The sequence below is a fragment of the Paenibacillus cineris genome (assembly GCF_018333335.1).
GTDB classification, from domain to species: domain Bacteria; phylum Bacillota; class Bacilli; order Paenibacillales; family Paenibacillaceae; genus Paenibacillus_AQ; species Paenibacillus_AQ favisporus.
Window position 1 is genome coordinate 115,352 of record NZ_BORU01000005.1, and the last position, 18,870, is coordinate 134,221.

16 protein-coding genes are annotated in these 18,870 nt (G+C 55.4%); 8 read left to right on the top strand and 8 right to left on the bottom strand.

Features of this window, described 5'->3' with window-relative positions:
• Positions 1 to 3: 3 nt before the first annotated feature.
• On the bottom strand, positions 4 to 1,737 hold the full coding sequence (locus KI379_RS29835) for a PQQ-dependent sugar dehydrogenase (protein ID WP_212985835.1): 1,734 nt from the start codon (positions 1,735 to 1,737) through the stop codon (positions 4 to 6).
• A 438-nt stretch (positions 1,738 to 2,175) separates the two neighbouring features.
• Between KI379_RS29835 and KI379_RS29840 the strand changes: the two genes are divergently transcribed.
• The 5 genes from KI379_RS29840 (at position 2,176) to speD (ending at position 5,908) form a co-directional block, all read left to right on the top strand.
• On the top strand, positions 2,176 to 2,505 hold the full coding sequence (locus KI379_RS29840) for a PadR family transcriptional regulator (protein WP_076173581.1): 330 nt from the start codon (positions 2,176 to 2,178) through the stop codon (positions 2,503 to 2,505).
• A gap of 14 nt (positions 2,506 to 2,519) precedes the next feature.
• Positions 2,520 to 3,383: a pentapeptide repeat-containing protein gene (locus tag KI379_RS29845; protein WP_212985836.1), complete on the top strand. Its 864-nt coding sequence runs from the start codon at positions 2,520 to 2,522 to the stop codon at positions 3,381 to 3,383.
• 15 nt (positions 3,384 to 3,398) lie between these two features.
• Entirely contained in the window at positions 3,399 to 4,160 is a 762-nt protein-coding gene (locus KI379_RS29850) for an ABC transporter ATP-binding protein (RefSeq protein WP_212985837.1), read from the top strand.
• Positions 4,161 to 4,928, top strand: coding sequence for an ABC transporter permease (locus KI379_RS29855; RefSeq protein WP_076173584.1), 768 nt, complete (start codon positions 4,161 to 4,163; stop codon positions 4,926 to 4,928). It abuts the gene before it with no gap.
• 173 nt (positions 4,929 to 5,101) lie between these two features.
• Positions 5,102 to 5,908 (top strand): adenosylmethionine decarboxylase, encoded by an 807-nt coding sequence (gene speD, locus KI379_RS29860; RefSeq protein WP_212985838.1) that lies wholly within the window; start codon positions 5,102 to 5,104, stop codon positions 5,906 to 5,908.
• 144 nt (positions 5,909 to 6,052) lie between these two features.
• Here speD and KI379_RS29865 read toward each other — a convergent pair whose 3' ends face one another.
• The 7 genes from KI379_RS29865 to KI379_RS29895 all read right to left on the bottom strand — a co-directional run bounded on the left by KI379_RS29865 (position 6,053) and on the right by KI379_RS29895 (position 11,985).
• Entirely contained in the window at positions 6,053 to 6,322 is a 270-nt protein-coding gene (locus KI379_RS29865) for a hypothetical protein (RefSeq protein WP_212985839.1), read from the bottom strand.
• Positions 6,323 to 6,538: 216 nt separating this feature from the next.
• The gene (locus tag KI379_RS29870) at positions 6,539 to 7,303 is read right to left on the bottom strand and encodes a hypothetical protein (protein WP_212985840.1); all 765 of its coding nucleotides are present in this window, start codon (positions 7,301 to 7,303) and stop codon (positions 6,539 to 6,541) included.
• Entirely contained in the window at positions 7,242 to 8,264 is a 1,023-nt protein-coding gene (locus KI379_RS29875) for a hypothetical protein (RefSeq protein ID WP_212985841.1), read from the bottom strand. Before KI379_RS29875 ends, KI379_RS29870 begins: the two co-directional genes overlap by 62 nt.
• A gap of 226 nt (positions 8,265 to 8,490) precedes the next feature.
• A complete protein-coding gene (gene phnE / locus KI379_RS29880; protein WP_212971341.1) occupies positions 8,491 to 9,318 on the bottom strand; it encodes a phosphonate ABC transporter, permease protein PhnE in 828 nt (275 codons plus the stop codon).
• Complete coding sequence (gene phnE, locus KI379_RS29885) at positions 9,315 to 10,130, bottom strand: phosphonate ABC transporter, permease protein PhnE (protein ID WP_212985842.1); 816 nt, start codon at positions 10,128 to 10,130, stop codon at positions 9,315 to 9,317. The genes phnE (KI379_RS29880) and phnE (KI379_RS29885) overlap by 4 nt, the downstream gene beginning before the upstream one ends.
• On the bottom strand, positions 10,127 to 10,897 hold the full coding sequence (gene phnC / locus KI379_RS29890) for a phosphonate ABC transporter ATP-binding protein (protein ID WP_212971339.1): 771 nt from the start codon (positions 10,895 to 10,897) through the stop codon (positions 10,127 to 10,129). The genes phnE (KI379_RS29885) and phnC overlap by 4 nt, the downstream gene beginning before the upstream one ends.
• A gap of 110 nt (positions 10,898 to 11,007) precedes the next feature.
• Entirely contained in the window at positions 11,008 to 11,985 is a 978-nt protein-coding gene (locus KI379_RS29895) for a phosphate/phosphite/phosphonate ABC transporter substrate-binding protein (RefSeq protein WP_212985843.1), read from the bottom strand.
• Between the two features lie 306 nt (positions 11,986 to 12,291).
• Between KI379_RS29895 and KI379_RS29900 the strand changes: the two genes are divergently transcribed.
• The 3 genes from KI379_RS29900 (at position 12,292) to KI379_RS29910 (ending at position 18,863) form a co-directional block, all read left to right on the top strand.
• Positions 12,292 to 14,322, top strand: coding sequence for a bifunctional 2',3'-cyclic-nucleotide 2'-phosphodiesterase/3'-nucleotidase (locus KI379_RS29900; protein WP_244879495.1), 2,031 nt, complete (start codon positions 12,292 to 12,294; stop codon positions 14,320 to 14,322).
• Between the two features lie 69 nt (positions 14,323 to 14,391).
• Positions 14,392 to 14,940, top strand: a complete 549-nt coding sequence (locus tag KI379_RS29905; protein ID WP_212985844.1) for an AAA family ATPase — start codon at positions 14,392 to 14,394, stop codon at positions 14,938 to 14,940.
• A 275-nt stretch (positions 14,941 to 15,215) separates the two neighbouring features.
• Positions 15,216 to 18,863: a DUF6359 domain-containing protein gene (locus tag KI379_RS29910; RefSeq protein ID WP_212985845.1), complete on the top strand. Its 3,648-nt coding sequence runs from the start codon at positions 15,216 to 15,218 to the stop codon at positions 18,861 to 18,863.
• The last annotated feature ends 7 nt before the right edge of the window (positions 18,864 to 18,870 follow it).

Below are 18,870 nucleotides of genomic sequence, written 5' to 3' on the forward strand. Positions count from 1 at the left end.
CCGCTATATTTTAACGATCTTCCACAGGCTCCCGGTTCCAGGCGTCGGGTTATGCTTACCCATCAGGCCAAAATCGACAAGGTACAGCTCATTTCCTTCGGCATTAAATTTGACATCAATAGGCCGGATCGGCCCTAGTTTCGTAGATTCGCCATGTGGATTGGTCAGAAAGTTGGAAATTTGCCCGGTATCCAGGTTGACTGTAACCACTTTAAATCCGGGAAGTTCCTCGGTTTTTTCAAAACCGGATTCTCCAAACTGGGCGACAAACAGTTCCCCTGGACTGCCGAATTCAGCGTTCGTACAAACATCAAATTTCATGGAAGCGCTATGCGGCTGCAGACGGGCGAGCGGTTGGGCGGCAAGCGGAGGATGGTTGCGGATAAGAAAGGTAGGCTTCGCTTGTTCCGCGGCATGGAAATGGGGGAGGGTTACGGGCAAACCGCTAAAAAACTCCGGAAATCCGTACCACCCCCCAGGGGTGACCTCCCAAATTTTATCCCAATCCAGCTTGATTTGCCGGCTTCCCCGCGGATCCGCGCCATGGTCCGTTACGATCAGTTTCCCGTTCATTGGGGAAAATCTTAAACCGAACGTATTCCGGAAGCCGTCTGCGACGATCTGTAGGTGGCTTCCGTCAGGATTACAGCGGTAGATGACCCCGTTAGCCAACAATCGGCCTTTGACGATATCACCCGATTTGCTCGGAACTCCAAAGGCATGGTATGCCCCCGTTACGGCTGCCCCTGGTTGATCGGATAGCGGATCCCGGGTAATAAAATTGGTGCCGATCAATTCCAGGTCTCTGGCCGGCACATCGTGAAATTGCGGGTGATGCTTCAGGATCAGCATATTATCCAGCCCTACAACAGCCGAATTCGTGGCGGTACCAACGGAAAAGTACAGTTTGCCGTCAGGGCCGAACAGAATGTCTCCGGTAAAATGGTCCCCGCATGTGCGCAGCCCGCTAACAATCGTTTGCCTAGTACCGTCCGGCGATACTCGAATAATTTCCCCGCATCCGTCTGACGGCTTTTCCCCTAAATTTCCTGCAGCCACATACAAATCCCCATGATGCCAGGCAATGCCTGTTACAGGACCTCCGAATCCTGAGGCGATTTCTGTAAAGGACCCATCCGATTCCAGGCGGAGCACGCGGCCCATTCCTGGCTCAGTCCCGTAAGCAAACCCGGCTTCGGCAACATAGACGGTTCCTTGCGGGTCAAATGTCATGACCGTGGGGAACGTTAGCCCCGTGGCGATCCGCGTCAGCCGGTACCCCTTTTCCAATATGTAATCGGGCTTTTGCGTTTCATGTTGGGGTTTGAAAAGCTGACCAAAGGTCTCCTTTAATGCTGTAAGCGTATTGACCTGCGCCAACTGAGACTTTATCAAGTCTTCGATCCCCAATGGATACGAGGAAACCGGCAAAAAGTAATCGTGATAGCTGATGTACTCCTGTAACAATTCATACTCCCGCTGATGGAGTTCTTTAATACAGTCCAGAAGCGGATTATACCTTATATTCACCGTTGCAGAAGGACTGGATATCCCCAGTGAAGCCGCGAGCTTCCTCAATGCATCCAATTGCTGTTCCTGCTTGTTCAGCAAATCGTTCAGCGGTGCCATCAGTTTGGGAAATGGGTTATTCTCTTGAAGATGCCGGTACAGAAAATAATTGACCCATTCCCAGTGATACTGCTTTTGAACCATTCCCTGCGGTACATATTCGTTCATTGAAACACTCCTCCTCGATCCTCCAAAAGGAAAGTGGTGTCCAGGATGTCGCTAGATGTCCAGACTAAGGCTTGTAATGTATATTCCATTCCGGATTTCAATAGAAGGGTCATGACTGAATGAAAAAATGGGTCATTTCCCGGAAAATAATTTGTCGGATGCAGCCCATTTGCAGCGGGCTCTCATCAAGGGCTAATGCTAAAAAACAGCGGAACTAGGACTGAGGATGCAGTCTTAGATTGCCGCTGTTCTCTATTTTCGGCAGGGGTAAACCATTGAACCGCAAAAAAACTCCCGTTAAACCGAGTTTGATTTTTGCTGAATGTACGCCGTTTCTTATTCTTTAAGCACCTGTATTTTGGGCAAAGTATTTTTATTAACAAACTACCTTGACAGTCATAGTAGTATATCGTATCATGCAGATATGGAGGTGATGACATGAAAGACAACAAAATCACATCCGACCTGCTGCGAGGCCATACCGACACGATGATTTTACGGCTCTTATCCGAAGCCGACCGCTACGGTTATGAAATTGTCAAGCTGATTGTCGAGCGTTCGGGCGGTGAGTATGAATTAAAGGAAGCCACGATGTACTCCAGCGTTCGGCGGCTTGAAGGTGACGGTGATATCGAGTGGTATTGGGGCGATGAATCGCAGGGCGGACGGCGCAAGTATTTTCGGATGACTAAGAAGGGCAAGGCAACTTATGAACGCAACCAAAGCAACTGGAAGTACGCCAAGCGCGTGCTTGAAAACTTATTATAAGGAGAGATGATGGGATGAACGAGAAATTGACGAACTATTTGAACGAGGTTTTTGCTGCATACGAAGGGGTGAGAAGCGTCAGCGAATTAAAGGCCGACCTGCACTCCGATCTGCAGGAGCGGTTCCGTGAGCTGAAAGCTGAGGGCAAGGACGATGAAACGGCTTTGGAGATGACTATCGACAGTATCGGGGACATTGAGCAAACCGTACTGGAGGTGGCAAACCTTTCCCGTTCGCTGGAGCGGCAGGTGCTGACCAACCTCAGCGCGAGCAACTTGGCCGAAAGCGACTTTGCGGGCGTTACCGCACATAAGGGGAAATTCACATCAAGCACGCTCCGAGGCTCCGACTTCACGAATGCGGACTTGACCGGCAGTTCATTTAAGAGCAGCGATGTGAAGGATGCACGATTTGACGGCGCAAACCTGACCGACTGCAGCCTGACCACCCTGGACCTGGCCAATGCAAGCTTTAACGAATCCACTCTTGTACGAACGAACTTCAGCAAGTCGTGGCTGGCCGGAGCCACATTCACAGGCGTTCACCTGACCGACGTCAACCTGACGATGACCGCTCTCACCAAAACCGTCTTTGAGAATTGTGTATTCGACGGAGTGGACTTCACATCTTCCGATCTGACAGGGCAGCACTTCGATGGTCAAATCTTCATTGGCGTCAAGTTCGACAGAGCCGGGTTGAAAGAAGTTTCGTTCAAGGGCGCTACGCTCAAAAATGTGTCTTTTCAAGGGTCGATGTTGTCCAAGAAATATTACCGCGCCATTAAAACGATCTGCTTTGACGGGGCAACGATGGATAAGTTGACCTTTGCCGCACTCAAGGGCATGGATGCCGATTTATCAAAAGTTACGGTGATTTGAAAAGGAGGAGAAGATATGCCAAACAAATCGATTCAAGTCAAAGGACTGCAAAAATCCTACAAACAGCAGCAAGTTCTAAAAGGTGTGGATTTTGAGGTGGATCAGGGAAGCATTTTCGCCCTGCTCGGCTCCAACGGGGCGGGTAAGACGACAACCGTAAAAATCCTTACCACGCTGCTTAAGCCTGACGGCGGAAGCGCTGCCGTCAACGGATTCGATGTCACCTCAAAGCCGGACCATGTACGGCAGTCGATCAGTTTGACCGGTCAGTTTACCGCCGTAGACGAAAATTTGACCGGACAGGAAAATCTCATCATGATCGCCAAGCTGCGGCATCTCGCAGCTCCGCGTGTGGTCGCACGCGATCTGCTTATGCGCTTCGGCTTAACGGATGCCGCGAACCGGAGAGTATCTGCTTATTCGGGAGGGATGCGCCGCAGGCTCGACCTCGCTATGAGCCTGATCGGAAAACCGCAGATCATTTTCCTTGACGAGCCGACGACCGGGCTTGATCCCGAGGCGCGCATCGAGGTGTGGAAGATCGTCAAGGAGCTGGCGGACGGCGGCACGACCGTATTCCTGACCACGCAGTACCTGGAGGAAGCTGAACAGCTTGCCGACCGAATCGCCATTCTGCATGAGGGCAAGATTATCGCGGGCGGCACGCTCGCGGAGCTGAAAAAGCTGTTCCCGCCTGCAAAGGTAGAGTACGTTGAAAAACAGCCTTCATTGGAAGACATATTTCTTGCCATCGTTGGCAAAAAGGAGGAAAAGTAAATGGAAGCGGTAAAGAAGCATTACTTCAGCGATATGGGTGTGATGCTGGGACGTTCCATGCGCCATATTTTCCGCAGCTGGGACACCATCATCACGGTCACGATCATGCCGATCGCATTTATGCTGCTGTTCGTTTATGTATTCGGAGGCGCCATTCAAACCGGCACGGATAACTATGTAAATTATTTGCTGCCAGGCATTTTGCTGATTGCCATTGCAAGCGGAATTTCTTATACGGCTTATCGCCTGTTTATCGATGTGCAGCGGGGCATATTCGAGCGGTTCCACTCCATGCCGATTGCCCGTTCCACCATGCTGTGGGGACATGTGATCAGCTCGCTGGTATCCAATGCCATATCGGTGGTCGTCATCATTCTTGTTGCGCTATTAATGGGCTTTCGTTCGTCGGCCGGGCTGCTGCCATGGCTTGCCGTAGCCGGCATACTGATGCTGTTTACACTGGCGTTAACGTGGGTCGCGGCGATTGCCGGGTTGTCCGCCAAATCCGTAGATGGCGCAAGCGCCTTTTCCTATCCGATTATCTTCCTGCCGTTCATCAGCTCCGCGTTTGTGCCGACCGATTCGATGCCCCGGGTCGTTCGCGCCTTTGCCGACAACCAGCCGGTGACCTCGATCGTGGAAGCGATCCGTTCGCTGCTGTCAGGTCAGCCTGTGGGCAATGATATCTGGGTCGCTCTTGCATGGTGCGTCGGGATCATGCTCGTGGCATATGTTTTTGCGATGAGGGCGTATAAAAAACGGGTGTGATATCCGTAAATCCCCGCTTATCTCAAGCTGCTGCCTACCATCCGGCATTGTTTGTCCCTGCCCCATTTGGGGTAAAAAGTGTAAATAAACAAAAGCTGCCGTTCCAGACGGATAATGCACCATGATCAGGGAATATTAGGCAGTGGACATGAAGACAGCGGGGTGAATGTGCAATGAAGGAAATACCGGAGCAGCACGTTAAGCTGCATGGTTTTAACAACCTGACGAAGTCGCTCAGCTTTAATATGTATGATATCTGCTTTACGCGGACCAAAGAAGAGCGCGAGGCTTACCTGGAATACATCGATGAGCAGTATAATGCGGAGCGTCTGACGACGATTCTGAAGACGGTGTCGGATATTATCGGGGCTCACGTGCTGAATATAGCCAAACAGGATTACGTACCGCAGGGGGCGAGCGTGACGATTCTCGTCTCCGAAGGGCCGGTGGTGGAGGTTCCGCAGGAATCCTATTCCGAATCCCCCGGACCGCTGCCGGACTCAGTCGTCATGGCCTTGGATAAAAGCCATATTACGGTTCATACGTATCCGGAGTTCCATCCGGATGAGGGCATCAGCACCTTCCGGGCCGATATTGACGTATCGACCTGCGGGAAGATTTCGCCGCTGAAGGCGCTGAACTATCTCATTCATTCTTTTGACACGGATATTATGACCATCGACTACCGGGTTCGCGGATTTACGCGCGATATTAGCGGCCATAAGCTGTTCATCGACCACGATATCAATTCGATCCAGAACTATATCCCGGATGAGGTGAAGGATATGTACGACATGATCGACGTGAACGTGTATCAGGAGCATATCTTTCATACGAAATGCAAGCTGCGGGAATTTGACCTGGACAATTACTTGTTTGGCTATACGAAGGATACGCTGAGCGAGAGCGAGCAGGAAGAAATCACGGAGCGGATTACACTGGAAATGGACGAGATTTATTACGGCAAAAACTTGGTTTGAGGCAGATGAACCTGGTGCGGAAGTGATGAAGTTAAATTCGATAAGGCGATGGAGTCATGAAAGAGAATAAAAGCCTAACTATGCTGGCAATAAGGCGCTGTGCTCACACAAAGGGGTACGGCGCTTTTATTTTGCTGACGGCAGTTATTTGAAAATGCTGATCAAGATGGAGATCACCGCAAACAGGGCGATGCCGGACATAAAAAAGTAGCCGAAGTAGCGGATCGGGGCGGGGAGCTGGTCCATATTGACCTTTTTGGGCGGGCCGCCGCCTTCGATGGTTTGTATGTTTCTGAGCTGCTCATCAACATAACTTTCATGATCAAGGGTCGCAGCGGTTTCGTTCGCGGGCTGCGTTTCGTGAACTGCGGGCTTTCCTTGCGGACTGGTGGAACGGGATCGGTTGGGGTCCATGGGGGTCAGCTCCTTTTTTGTTTAAAATTACATTTAATTTCCATTATTGTAACATACGGGAGATGGAAAAGCATCTTCAGCCGGATCGTAAAAAAAGACTGGATCTGTGGGGAAGCCACATGGATCCAGTCTTTTTAGTAGAAGCAGAGCCCAGTGTGAACGCCATGATTGTACACAAGGGGCCGATCTCGTTCCCGGGATGCCGGATTAAACCTTTTATGGCTGAGATGTGCCAGGCTCAGCGCCTGCCGGATCGGGCGTGCTTGGCTCGGACGAATCAGGATCAGTACTTCCTGGATTGGACGTGTCTGGATCGGACGAACCTGAGGCGGTATCACCTGAATCGGCCGGGACCGGATTGGACGGCTCAGGATCCGTGCTGCCCGGAACAAGGGAACCCGGATCGGTCGAATCCGACTCGGCTGGACCGGTCTCTTCACTAATGCGGTTAACCGGTATTGGGACGTAAGGTTTGACGACCAGAAGGGAGGCGGCAGCTGTCTGTCCGTTATATTCGGCCTTAATACTCGTCAGGCCCGGTGCCAGCCCGATAATATTACCCTCTTCGTCAATTGAGGCGATCTCAGGGTTTTCGATTGAAAACCGGGTCACTTTGGTCACCGGAAGGACGGTGCCGTCCGTTTTTTTAAACAAAGCGACGATATCAATCATGTCGTTTACCGTTACGGAATACTCGCTGTCATCCAGGAAAAATTCACCTTCGCCGGGCTGCTCGCCTTGAGATACGAGCTTAAACTTCGTGAGCTGAAGATAAGCGGAGGACTCGATACTGTTTAAATATACAAACCCGCCGTCTTGAAGAAGGGCTGCATGATTGAAATTTCCCGTATACCCGGGGATCTCCTGGCGAAGGACATCCACGGTTTTCCCTTCGGCGTTAAGCTTCAGGATCACATGGTCATCGCTCGTTTGATCCTTGCCGAAGACCAGATAACCATCGTCTACCCGGTTCATTTGCAAGAACGAAATATCGTCCAATTCCCGCGAGGAATCGGTTAATCTCAGGTTCCACAGCGTATTTCCGGAACGGTCGATTTCCCAGAGACCTTCGGCATTCAGCATGATATAGCCCTTCCCATCGGCCGAGGCCATGATCTGCTTGTAATCCAGCCTCCCCCAGTCCTTTCATGCGTTTGGATATCAGTTTTCCGGAAGCATTATATTTGACCAACAAAGGATAGTATGTAGAGGAATCATAGGATCTGCCTACCACCCAAAAACCGCCGTCCGAAGTCTCGGCAGCAGCGTTGAAAACTTGACCATCCCTAAAATCGGTCGGTCCGCCCCCGCTGTAACGAAATGTATGGTCCCATTGCAGATGGCCGTCTTTGTCCGTTTTAAAGACGTAGGCAGGAGCCGTATCGGAGCGGTTATAGGTGGAGGACGTCACGATAAAACCGCCGTCGCTCGTTTCTTGGACGCTGTTGACCGGATTTGCGAAGACGGTGCTGTAGGCCCGGTTCCATTCCACTTGTCCCGTGGACGACAACTTAAGGAGGTATGCGCGATAAAGGGGCCCGCCATTGGAACGGTCATCGAGGGCAGCACCAATGATATATCCTCCGTCCCGGGTCTGTTGAATGTCGTACCCGTGATACGCTTCTGTGACGTAATGATCGTCGAAAAAGTCTGTTTCCCACTCGGTGCCGCCGCTTGCATCCGTTTTGATCACATGCAGTCTGGTGGGGCCGAAGGTACGGCTCGTGAGGTCGCTGAGCACGACAAAGCCGCCGTCGGCCGTCGGCGCCACATGGTCCGGCGTATTGTAGTTCGCGGGATCCCCGAACAATTGGGTCCATTCCGCTTCTAGCTGGGAAGAGCTCATGTCCGCATAACTTGTAGCCGTCTGGCTCACCCATAGACAAATTCCTGTCACCAAAGCCATCAACATCATCGCCGGTTTGCGCAAGGCTGTCGTCAATCTGCAACACTCCTTTAGCATTGGTAATATGATCAAATTCTATTGTGCGGCAGGAGCTGGCGGCCCGACAGGTGCGCTGTAACCATTCTGCATATGAGGTTTGTCTTATTTTCAAGTTAGCTGGCAACAGCGGCATCGGAAGTTCAAAGTCTACCTTGGAAACAGAAAATAGCTGCAAAAATGCAGCTATTGTGGCCATTCTTACCTGTTATTCAGCGCTCCCCGATTAGATGATTTTTCTCCGCACCCATCCCGAAATGAGATCCGTCAGGATGACCAGGACGATGATTCCCAGCAAAATGATGCCCACACGGTTCCAGTTGCGCACCTGCAGCGCGAAAATCAGCGGGGTGCCGATGCCTCCGGCACCGACCAGACCGAGGGTCGTGGCGGAGCGGATGTTGATCTCGAACCGGTACAGCGAGTAGGAAAGGAACTGCGGGATGACCTGCGGCAGCACCGCATACCGAAGCACCTGCAGCCGGTTCGCCCCGGACGCGATCAGGGCTTCCTGCGGTCCGCGGTCGATGCTCTCGATCGTCTCCGAGTAGAGTTTGCCCAGCATGCCGACGGAATGGATGCCCAGGGCCAGGACGCCGGCAAAGGAGCCGGGACCGACGGCTTTAATGAACAGAATCGCCACGATGATCTCCGGGAATACCCGGATGACGCTAAGGACCAGCTTGCCGCTGCCGGACAGCGCGAGACCGCGGCTCATATTGCTGGAAGCCCAGAAAGCGAACGGAATGCAGACGACGGCAGCGACGACGGTGCCGAGGACGGAGATGACGAGCGTATCGAGCAGACCCCGAAGCAGATCCTCTCCGTCCGGAATATACACAAAAGACCAATCCGGATGCAGGAAGCCGGTCAGGATGGACTTGGAGACGGTGCCCGCCGTCCCTTGAATTCCTTCAAAGTGCATCCCCTGAATGGACCACCAGTAGACGGCAATCACCACCAGCGTGACCAGTCCGAAACGGATGCGTGAGCGAAGCACCGAGCCGAATGACACCGGCGTGCCGGACGGCGGCAAAGATGTGTTACGGTTCATAATAATCTCCTCCGAATCAGCGCGCTGCCGTAATCGATGATCAGAACGATGACGAGGGTCAGCAGGATGATGATGCAGGCGCGGTCGTACCGGAACAAGCCGAGGGAGCGGTCGAGCAGGAGGCCGATACCGCCCGCCCCGACAAGCCCGAGCACGGCAGCTGCGCGCACGTTCACCTCAAACGTATACAGCAGGTACGACATAAAATAGGGCAGGGCCTGCGGGATGACGGCATACCGGATGATCTGCAGCCGGTTTCCGCCGACGGCCGACATCGCCTCCAGCGGCCCCGGGTCGATCGCCTCGATGGCCTCGAACGTCAGCTTGGCGATAATACCGAAGGAGAAAAAGACGAGCGCCAGCATCCCGGCAAATGGGCCGATGCCGAATACGGCGACGAATATGGCTGCGAACAGCAGGTCCGGAATGGTGCGGACGAGGTTCAGCACCATCCGTACCGGCAGCGAGACGAAGCGGCTCACGCGCAGATTGGACGCGGACAGCAGCGCCACCGGAATTGCCAGCAGCCCGCCGAGGGAGGTGCCGAGCACGGCGATCTGCACGGTTTCCATCATCGGGGCCCATATCGTGGGCAGGTAGCTCCAATCCGGCGGGAACATTTCCGCCAGGAGGCCGCCCATCTGCGGCAGGCCGGTGATGAGCTGGTAAGGGGTGACCTCGGTGCGGATGGAGCAGGCGATGAGGATTGCGATCAGGACGATCCACCCCGCGTACCGCTTGTATTTCGGCGGCGGCTCCATCCCGGGAAGGGAGGCCGTCTGCAGCGGCCCTGCCTGGGGCGACGCCTTCATGACACGCCTCCCAGCAGCTCGTCCTTGAGGACCGGCCGTCCATAAATTTCGGCCAACGCCTCGTCTGTCGCCTCCTCCGGGGTTCCGTCGAAGACGACCTCGCCGGCGCGCAGCCCGATGATCCGGGTCGCATACTCCCGGGCAAGGTCGATAAAATGGAGGTTGATGACGGTCGTAATGTTCATCTCGCGATTGATCCGCTTCAGGTCGTCCATGACCTGGCGGGTGGTGAGCGGGTCCAGCGAGGCGACGGGCTCGTCCGCGAGAATGACCCGGGCCTCCTGCGCGAGCGCGCGGGCGATCGAGACGCGCTGCTGCTGGCCGCCGGACAGCTGGTCGGCGCGGATGTACGCTTTTTCACGGATGTTGACGCGGTTTAGAGCCTCGAGCGCGATGGCGACGTCCGGCTTCGGGAACCAGCCGAGCATCGTCCGCAGCGTTGAATGGTAGCCGACCCGGCCGGACAGCACGTTGCTGAGCACGTTCTGGCGCTTGATCAGATTGAAGTTTTGGAACACCATGCCGATGTCGCGGCGGATCAGCCGAAGCTGGCGGCCGGCCGCACGGGTGACAGATTGTCCGCCGACACGAATTTCCCCGGAGGAAATTTCGTTCAGCCGGTTAATGCTGCGCAAAAAGGTGGACTTGCCCGCGCCGGATAGGCCGACGATGACGACAAGCTCACCTTCCTTGATGGTCAGATTAATGTCGCGAAGTCCGACCGTTCCGTTGGGATACACTTTGGAGACGTGATCGAATTCAATCATGAGATTCCAACTTTCTGTCGTATTTTCAGATAAAACGGGAAAACAACACCGCCATGAAGCCATTGGACGGTGCTGCCCGGTTCATTGTATCTACATTGAAATGCTTGAAATTACTTGATTTCCTGCCCGACGGCTTCAGCGTATTCGCGAACCGGATCGAAGTTTTTGTCATCGCCTTTGGCATAGCCGACATGCGTGTAGATGTCTTTGATGATTTGTGCGCCTTCCGCATCGTTCGTAATGTCGATGAACGCCTGGCTGATTTTGTCTCTCCAGCTTTGGTCCATGTCGTTGCGGACGCTGACCGTATCGTTCGGGATTTTGGCCGTATAGTGAAGGACGCGGGTCTTATCGAAGACGTCCGGAACGTCCTTTTTCACCGTGTTGCGCGCGTCCTGGAATACGGCGACGGCATCAACCTGACCGTTCAGGAGCGCCATAATGGCGGCATCATGCCCTTTGATCGTCACGCCTTGAACGTCTTTGTCCGGATCGATGCCTTCCTTTTTCAGCTCAGCCGCAGGGAATACATAGCCGGCGGAGGAAGTGACGTCCTGCCATCCGATCTTTTTGCCCTTCAAGTCCTGAAGGCTTTGGATCGGCGAATCCTTTTTCACAACGATCATCGCTTTGTAGAAATCGACCTTTTCGGTGGTGTCTTCGCCGGTATCGTCTTTAATGCCGTAGCGCTGCGCCTGAAGCAGCAGGTCGGCGGCTTTCTTTTTGTCGTGGGCCAGTACGTAAGCGTTCGGCGGCAGGAAGCCGACGTCCACCTGCTTGGAAGCCATCGCTTCCACGATCGTGTTATAGTCCGGGGAAACCGTGACATGAACCGGAATGCCGAGACGGTCGCCGAGGAGCTTTTCCAGCGGCTTCGTTTTGGCTTCCAGGGTGTCGGCGTTTTGGGATGGAACGAACTGCACGTTCAGTTCTTTGGGCACATAAGCCGTAGCAGCCGCTTCCGCCGTACCCGAGGCCGATGAGGCGGCCGTGCTGCCCGAGTCGCTGCCGCTGGTTTTAGACCCGCATGCCGCTAAACCGGCAGCCAGGGCCAAGGTCATGCTGATGGATAGTACTTTTTTAAACATGGATGATCCCCTCTCCACTTGATTCATCTATTTGGCCAGAAGCGGGTTTAACCCCGTCTGACAGGAAAGAGCTTATCACACGTTCCGGGGGACAAGGGTTAACAGAGAAGAGGTCTTTTGTAAACGAATGTAAAAATTTAGTACTTCGGAACGGAGGGTCCGGCGTTTTTCTAAGGCGAAAGGTCTACTTCCAATAAGTAGAAACAGGTCTGAAAGGGCGTTTACGTGGAATTAATGTTTTTCCGTTATACTGGAAAACAGGAAGTGCCGGCTTGTTCGAGCCGGCCGGGAGGAGAGGAGACATCAATGAATATAGTGAACGGGATGATCCCCGATAACAATACAACGGTCAACCTGCGGATTCTGTCGACGACGGACGTGCATGCCTGCCTGATGGATTACGATTATTACCGGGAACAGCCGGATCCCTCCATCGGTTTGGTGCGGACAGCCGCCTTGATTGCAAGCGCGAGGGATGAGGTGCCGAACACGCTGCTCGTGGATAACGGAGACCTGATCCAGGGAACGCCGCTCGGAACGTATGCCGCTAAAAAATATGCTGCGATGAAGCATGGGAAAGGGCCATATGTCCACCCCGCGATCCGGATCATGAATGCGATGGGGTATGACGCGGCAACTTTGGGCAACCATGAATTCAACTATGGACTCGACATGCTGGATGACGTTATCGCCGGAGCCGAATTTCCCTATGTCAACGCCAACGTATATTTCGACGAAGGCCTTGGCCTTGAGCCTGAGGAATGCGGCCGGAACAGGTATAAGCCGTATGTCATCTTGGATAAAAGATGTCTGGATGATGCCGGGCAGGAACATCCTATCCGTATCGGGCTCATCGGTTTCGTGCCGCCGCAAATCATGGACTGGGACCAAGCTAACCTTGAAGGCCGGGTGAAGGTGAAGGACATCCTGCTGTCCGCGCTGGAATGGGTTCCGAAGATGAAGGAGGAAGGCGCGGATCTGGTCGTGGCGCTGGCTCATACGGGCTTCGACGGCAAGGTGGCGCTGACGGACGGCAATGCCGAGAACGCGGTGTATCCGCTCAGCCTGGTGCCTGGCATTGATGCGCTGACCTTTTCCCATACGCATCATGTGTTTCCTGCGGATAGGCATCTGCTGGATGCTTCCTTTAAGGATGAGAGCGGTGAACTCCTGCCGGACATCCATTTGGAAAAGGGGACGATTCACGGCATTCCTGCCGTACAAGCCGGGTTCGGCGGAGGGCATTTGGGTGTGATCGACTTGTCGCTTCAATTTCGGCAGGGGAGATGGCAGGTCGTGCAGGGGACGTCTATGGTTCGCCGTTTGGAAAAAGAGGAGGATGCGGCACGCGACACGCCGCTTCGGGACCCAGGGATCGCCGAGCTCCTCCGGCAGGACCATGCGGCGACCGTCGCCTATGCCAATGAGCCGATCGGCACCATTCACGCCCCGCTGCACAGCTATTTTTCCCTGGTCCAGGATGACGCCTCCGTTCAGCTCGTCAACCATGCCCAGACGTGGTACGCCCGGCGGATGATTGCAGCTTCCATGCCGGAGCTGAAGCAGCTGCCGGTATTGTCCGTGGGCTCGCCGTTTAAAGCGGGGCGCAACGGTCCCAAGGAATATGCGGATATTCCGGCCGGACCGATTGCGATCAAGAGCGCGACGGAGCTGTATTTGTATGACAACACGATCAAAGGGGTGCGGATTTCCGGCCGGGCCGTCAAGGAGTGGCTGGAGATGACCGCGGGAGCGTACAATCGCATCGATCCGCTGTCCTTGGAGGAACAGCCGCTGCTTAACCCGCAGTTTTCCGTGTTTAATTTCGACGTGATCAGCGGCATCACGTACGAGGTCGACGTAACGCAGCCGGCAAAATATAAGCTGGATGGGAGCCTGAACGACCCGGATGCCAGCAGGATCGTTCATCTGTGTTTCGAAGGGGCTCCCATGGATCCGGATCAGGAGTTCATCGTGATTTCGAGCAACTACCGGGTCTTTGGCGGCGGCAATTTCCCGGGGATCCGGGAGATGGAGCTGGTCATCGATTCCGAGGATGAATGCCGGCAGGTACTGATTGACTACATTACGGCATGCGGCGAAATTCCGGCTGAGGCGGAGCCGAACTGGCGCATCACACCGGTGGAAGGCCCTGTGAACGTCACTTTTACGACATCGCCTGACGCGGTGAAATATGCCGGAGATTATCCGCACATCCGATATACCGGGCGGCAGAACGATCAAGGCTTCGGCATTTTCAGCCTGGATCTGGGGCGGAAGTCGCCGGAGCGGGAAGCGGAGACCCGGAATTCGGGAAAGATTGGTTTAAAGGGATAAATCCCCTGACGATCCGGAATGCCAAATATATAATGATAGGATAACCGGCATTCAAGGAGGGAATCGTACATGGCAGCTCGTTCCATTCAGCAGCCTGCCGTTATCGTAATTACCGGCATTATGGCCAGCGGCAAATCGACGGTTGCGCAGCTGCTCGCCGAGCGGACGGGCAAGTCCGTGCATCTTCGCGGCGACCTGTTCCGGAGAATGATCGTGAACGACCGGAAGGAGGTCGAGCCGGACGCTTCCGAGGAGGAGCTGGGCCAGCTGCTGCTTCGCTACCGGCTTGCCGCGCAGGCGGCCGATACGTACGCCGGGGCAGGGTTTACGGTCGTGGTGCAGGACGTCATCGTCGGCCGGGTGCTGGAAGATTTTTTGTCCTTCCTGCATAGCCGCCCGGTATATTTGGTGGTGCTGTGTCCCACTCCCGAGGCGGTCGAACAGAGGGAAGCGCAGCGGTCCAAAAAGGGCTACGGGGCCTGGACGGTGGACGCCTTAAACCGCGTGCTGCATGATGAAACGCCCCGGCACGGTTTGTGGCTGGATTCCTCCAGCTTGACGCCGGGGGAGACGGTGGACAAGATCATGTCCGGCATAGCAGAAGCCAAGATTCGTTAAATAACGGCAGGGTATGACATCACTGTTGAGGGGAGAGTCCTAGGCATAAGCCTAAAGGTCTCTCTTTTTTTGCGCCAAAATGAGGACTGCGGCACTGCCCGCCCTTCCGCTCCCTCATATAAAATCCAAGGTAAGGAAGGGTTTCCGTAAGCACCTCGGTGCATTTGTACAGCAGTCCCATATTTTACATAATCCGCAACAAGCCATAATAAAGGGATGTTAACCTGAGGAAGCCGCAATCATAATTGCCGGAATGTAAAGGAGGAGTTCGCAAGATGGACAACCCGTATTTCGTCCGCAGGAAAAAGCTCACAGGTCTATTTCTGGCATGGATGCTGCTGCTGTCCGCCGCCTTGGGATACATGCCCGCACAGGCTGCGGCTGCTGTTCCGCTCACGGTGGCCGAAGCTCTTGCCAAAAACAACAGCGGAGAAACTGCGACCGTTGAAGGCTACATCGTCGGTGAGATGTACAATTCCAAACCGATTTATTCGGGCTTTCAGGACGATTTTAACGTATTGATTGCCGATACAGCCGGGGAGAAGACACAGAGCAAAATGATTGATGTCCAGATCTCGGCTTCCTACCGTTCCCAGTACGGTCTGAAGACGAACCCCGCCAACGTGGGGAAAAAACTGACTGTTACCGGGCAATTGGCCGCGTACAGCGGCATGGCTGGAATCAAAAGCCCGACAGCGATGTCCCTGGACGGGGAGTCCGGAGAAAATCCCGGCGGAGGCACGCCGAACCCGGCGGATCCGGGCAGCGAAAATATCGGCGTTCCGACGACGCTGCCGGATGGCACGGGGAAAAAGGTGCTGTTCGACGAAACGCACGGTCAGACGGCCGGAGCTTCGGACTGGGTCATTGACGGTGCATTTTCGGACTTTGCCGACGGGCTGAGGGATGCGGGCTTCCAAGTGGACGCGCTGCAAAGATCGCTGCCGATGGACTCGCACGCTTTTGACACGCCGGCGATTACGCTGAGCAAGCTGAAGCAATACGACGTCTTTATTATCGGCGAAGCCAACATCCCGTTTAAGGCGTCCGAGCAGGCCGCCATGCTGACGTATGTCAAGGAAGGCGGCAGTATATTTTTCATCTCCGACCACTACAATTCCGACCGGAACCTGAACCGCTGGGACTCCTCGGAAGTGATGAACGGCTATCGGCGCGGAGCATTTGGTAATCCGACCAAGGGCATGTCCACCGCCGAAGCGGCATCGGGCGCGATGCAGGACGTGACCAGCACGGACTGGCTCGGCCAGAACTTCGGCGTACGCTTCCGCTTCAATTCGGTTGGGGACGTTACCAAAACCGGCGCGGTGAAATATGATCAGTCTTTCGGTATTACCGCAGGCGTTAATGATGTGGAGATGCACAGCGGCTCCACGCTGACAATTCTGGATCCGACCCGGGTCAAGGGCGTTGTCTACCTCCCGGAAAATGTGCCGGGCTGGGGCAATGCCGTAGAAAACAGCGACAAGGCAAACTTCCCGAACGGAGGCGTCTATAAAAACGGCGGCATCGCCGAAGGGCCGTTCGCTGCCATTTCCAAGCTGGAAAAAGGAAAAGCTGCATTCATCGGCGACTCCTCGCCGGTCGAGGACCCAACGCCGGGATACGTCCGCGAGGACAACGGCGGCAAGAAAACGACTTACGACGGATTCAAGGGGGAAGCCCAGGACGCCGTCTTCCTCGTCCAGACGGTAAAATGGCTGGCAGTTCATGAAGATTACGCAACATTCGAAAATCAGGGTATTACGCTTGATGAGCCGACGCCGCTGCTCGGTAAGCTGGAAGAACCGGCCACATCGGCCGAAATTCCGGGAACCGAGCCGTGGACGACGCCGGCCGCAGGGTACAAATGGTATGATCCGACGACGTACAAAGCCGGTTCCTATGGAGCCGGCGGTACGCCGCCCGTCGTTACCATTCCCGATTTGACAACCATTGCGGAAGCGCGTAAAGCGGCAGACAACGATTACGTTACGGTGCAGGGCGTGGTCGTGTCGGAGCCGGGAGTTTTTGGCGGCTCGGGATTTTACATGCAGGACGGCACCGGCGGTGTCTATGTGTACCCGAGCAAAGCGACAGGCTACCATGCCTTGGACAAGGTCAAGCTGACCGCCCAAAAGCTGACCTATAACACCGAGGTCGAGCTGGCCAACGAGGTCCAGGTGGCCAAGCTGGACGCCCAGGCCGATATTCCGGCTCCGGTTCCGCAGGCTGCGGCCGAGGTCAATGACAGCAACCAGGGGCAGCTGATCACGATCAAAAACGCGGCGGTGCAAAACTACGCCACCGTCACGGGCTCCCTGGAATTCGATCTCGTCAGCGGCGGCACGACGAACCGTGTCCGCGTCGACAGCCGGACGGGCATCAGCGCGGATGCGCTGAAGCAGGCCTATCCGGCAGGAACGGCCGTCGATATTACCGGGATCTCTTCGATCTTTAAAGGCGCCTACCAGTTGAAGCTTCTGAGAGAAAGCGACATCCGTCCGGCTGGGGCTGCCGGAGACAATCACGCTCCGGCGTTTGCCGACGTGCCTGCCCAGACCGTGAAAGCCGGGCAGCAAGTGACGTTCTCGGTGTACGCCAACGATGAGAACGGAGACGTTTTAAGTTATGAGGCGGTGTCCCTGCCGGAGGGAGCGGCCTTTGATGCGGCTTCCGGAAAATTCACGTGGACGCCGGCTGCGGAAGGCAGCTACACGGCTTCCTTCCGGGTTCAGGACGGAAAGGGCGGCAGCGATACGCTCCAGGTCAGCATCACGGTGGAAGCGGCAGGGACGCAGGCGCCGAACTCCGCCGTGCTGACCGGTCCGGCAGCGGCTTCTGCGGGAGCGCAGGTTGACTTGGGCGTAGGCATTACCAAGCCGGCGTTTGCCTTTACGGCGCTGGACCTGATCGTCAAGTACGATCCGGCCAAGCTGGAATTTGCGACCGTGGCAAATTCGGACGGCACGCTGGCACTGGCCGACGGCGCGGTAAGCTCCTCGCGCACCGGCTTTGGCGTGCTGGCCACCGGGGTGAAGCCGGAATCAGGCGAGATCCGCATCATCATGGCCAGCACCGGCCAGGAAAACGCCGTCTCGGAGGACGGGGAGCTGCTGAAGCTCCGCGGCACGCTGAAAGCCGGCGTCTCCGGAAGCGCAGCCGTGTCGGTGTCCGCCTTTAACATATCGGCGGACGGCAATTCGAGCCCGGTGAACACGGACTCCGCTGCGCTGCAGATCCAGATCGCCACGGCTGACCGGGCGGCGCTGCTTGCCGCCATCGGCGAAGCGCAGAAGCTGGCGGATCAGGCCGTCACGGGCACGGAGCCGGGGCAGTACCCGGCATCGGCGAAGACTGCGCTGCTGTCGGCGATCAGCGACGCCAAGCGTGTGGCGGACGATGCCGCTGCCACGCAGAAGGCGATCGACGATGCGCTGACCGCTCTGAAAGCGGCGGTCAGCACGTTCAAGAACGCCGTCATCCCGGTTCCTTCGGTTCCGGTCGACAAGTCGGCTCTCACTTCGGCGATTGCCTCCGCGCAGAGCATCTATGACCGGGCGGTCACAGGGGATAAGGTCGGCCAATATCCGGCATTGGCCAAGGTCCAGCTGAAGGCGGCCATTACAACCGCGAATGTGGTGTACTTAGACAATGGCGCGACGCAAAACCAGGTGGATTCGGCTGCGGCTGCACTCGGCAGCGCCGTAACCACCTTCCAGAAGAAGCTGATCACGCTGGTACCTGGTGCGGTGCAGATTACAGTGCAGGATTTGTCCATCCTCGCCAAGTACTACGGCATCCAGTCGACGGATCTCAACTGGAGCCGCGTTGCTCCGGCGGACCTGTTCAGCGAAGGCGAAATTTCGATCCGTTCGCTGGCTGCGGTAGCGCAGATGATCATCGGCAGCTGGTACGCGAAGTAAGGGGATA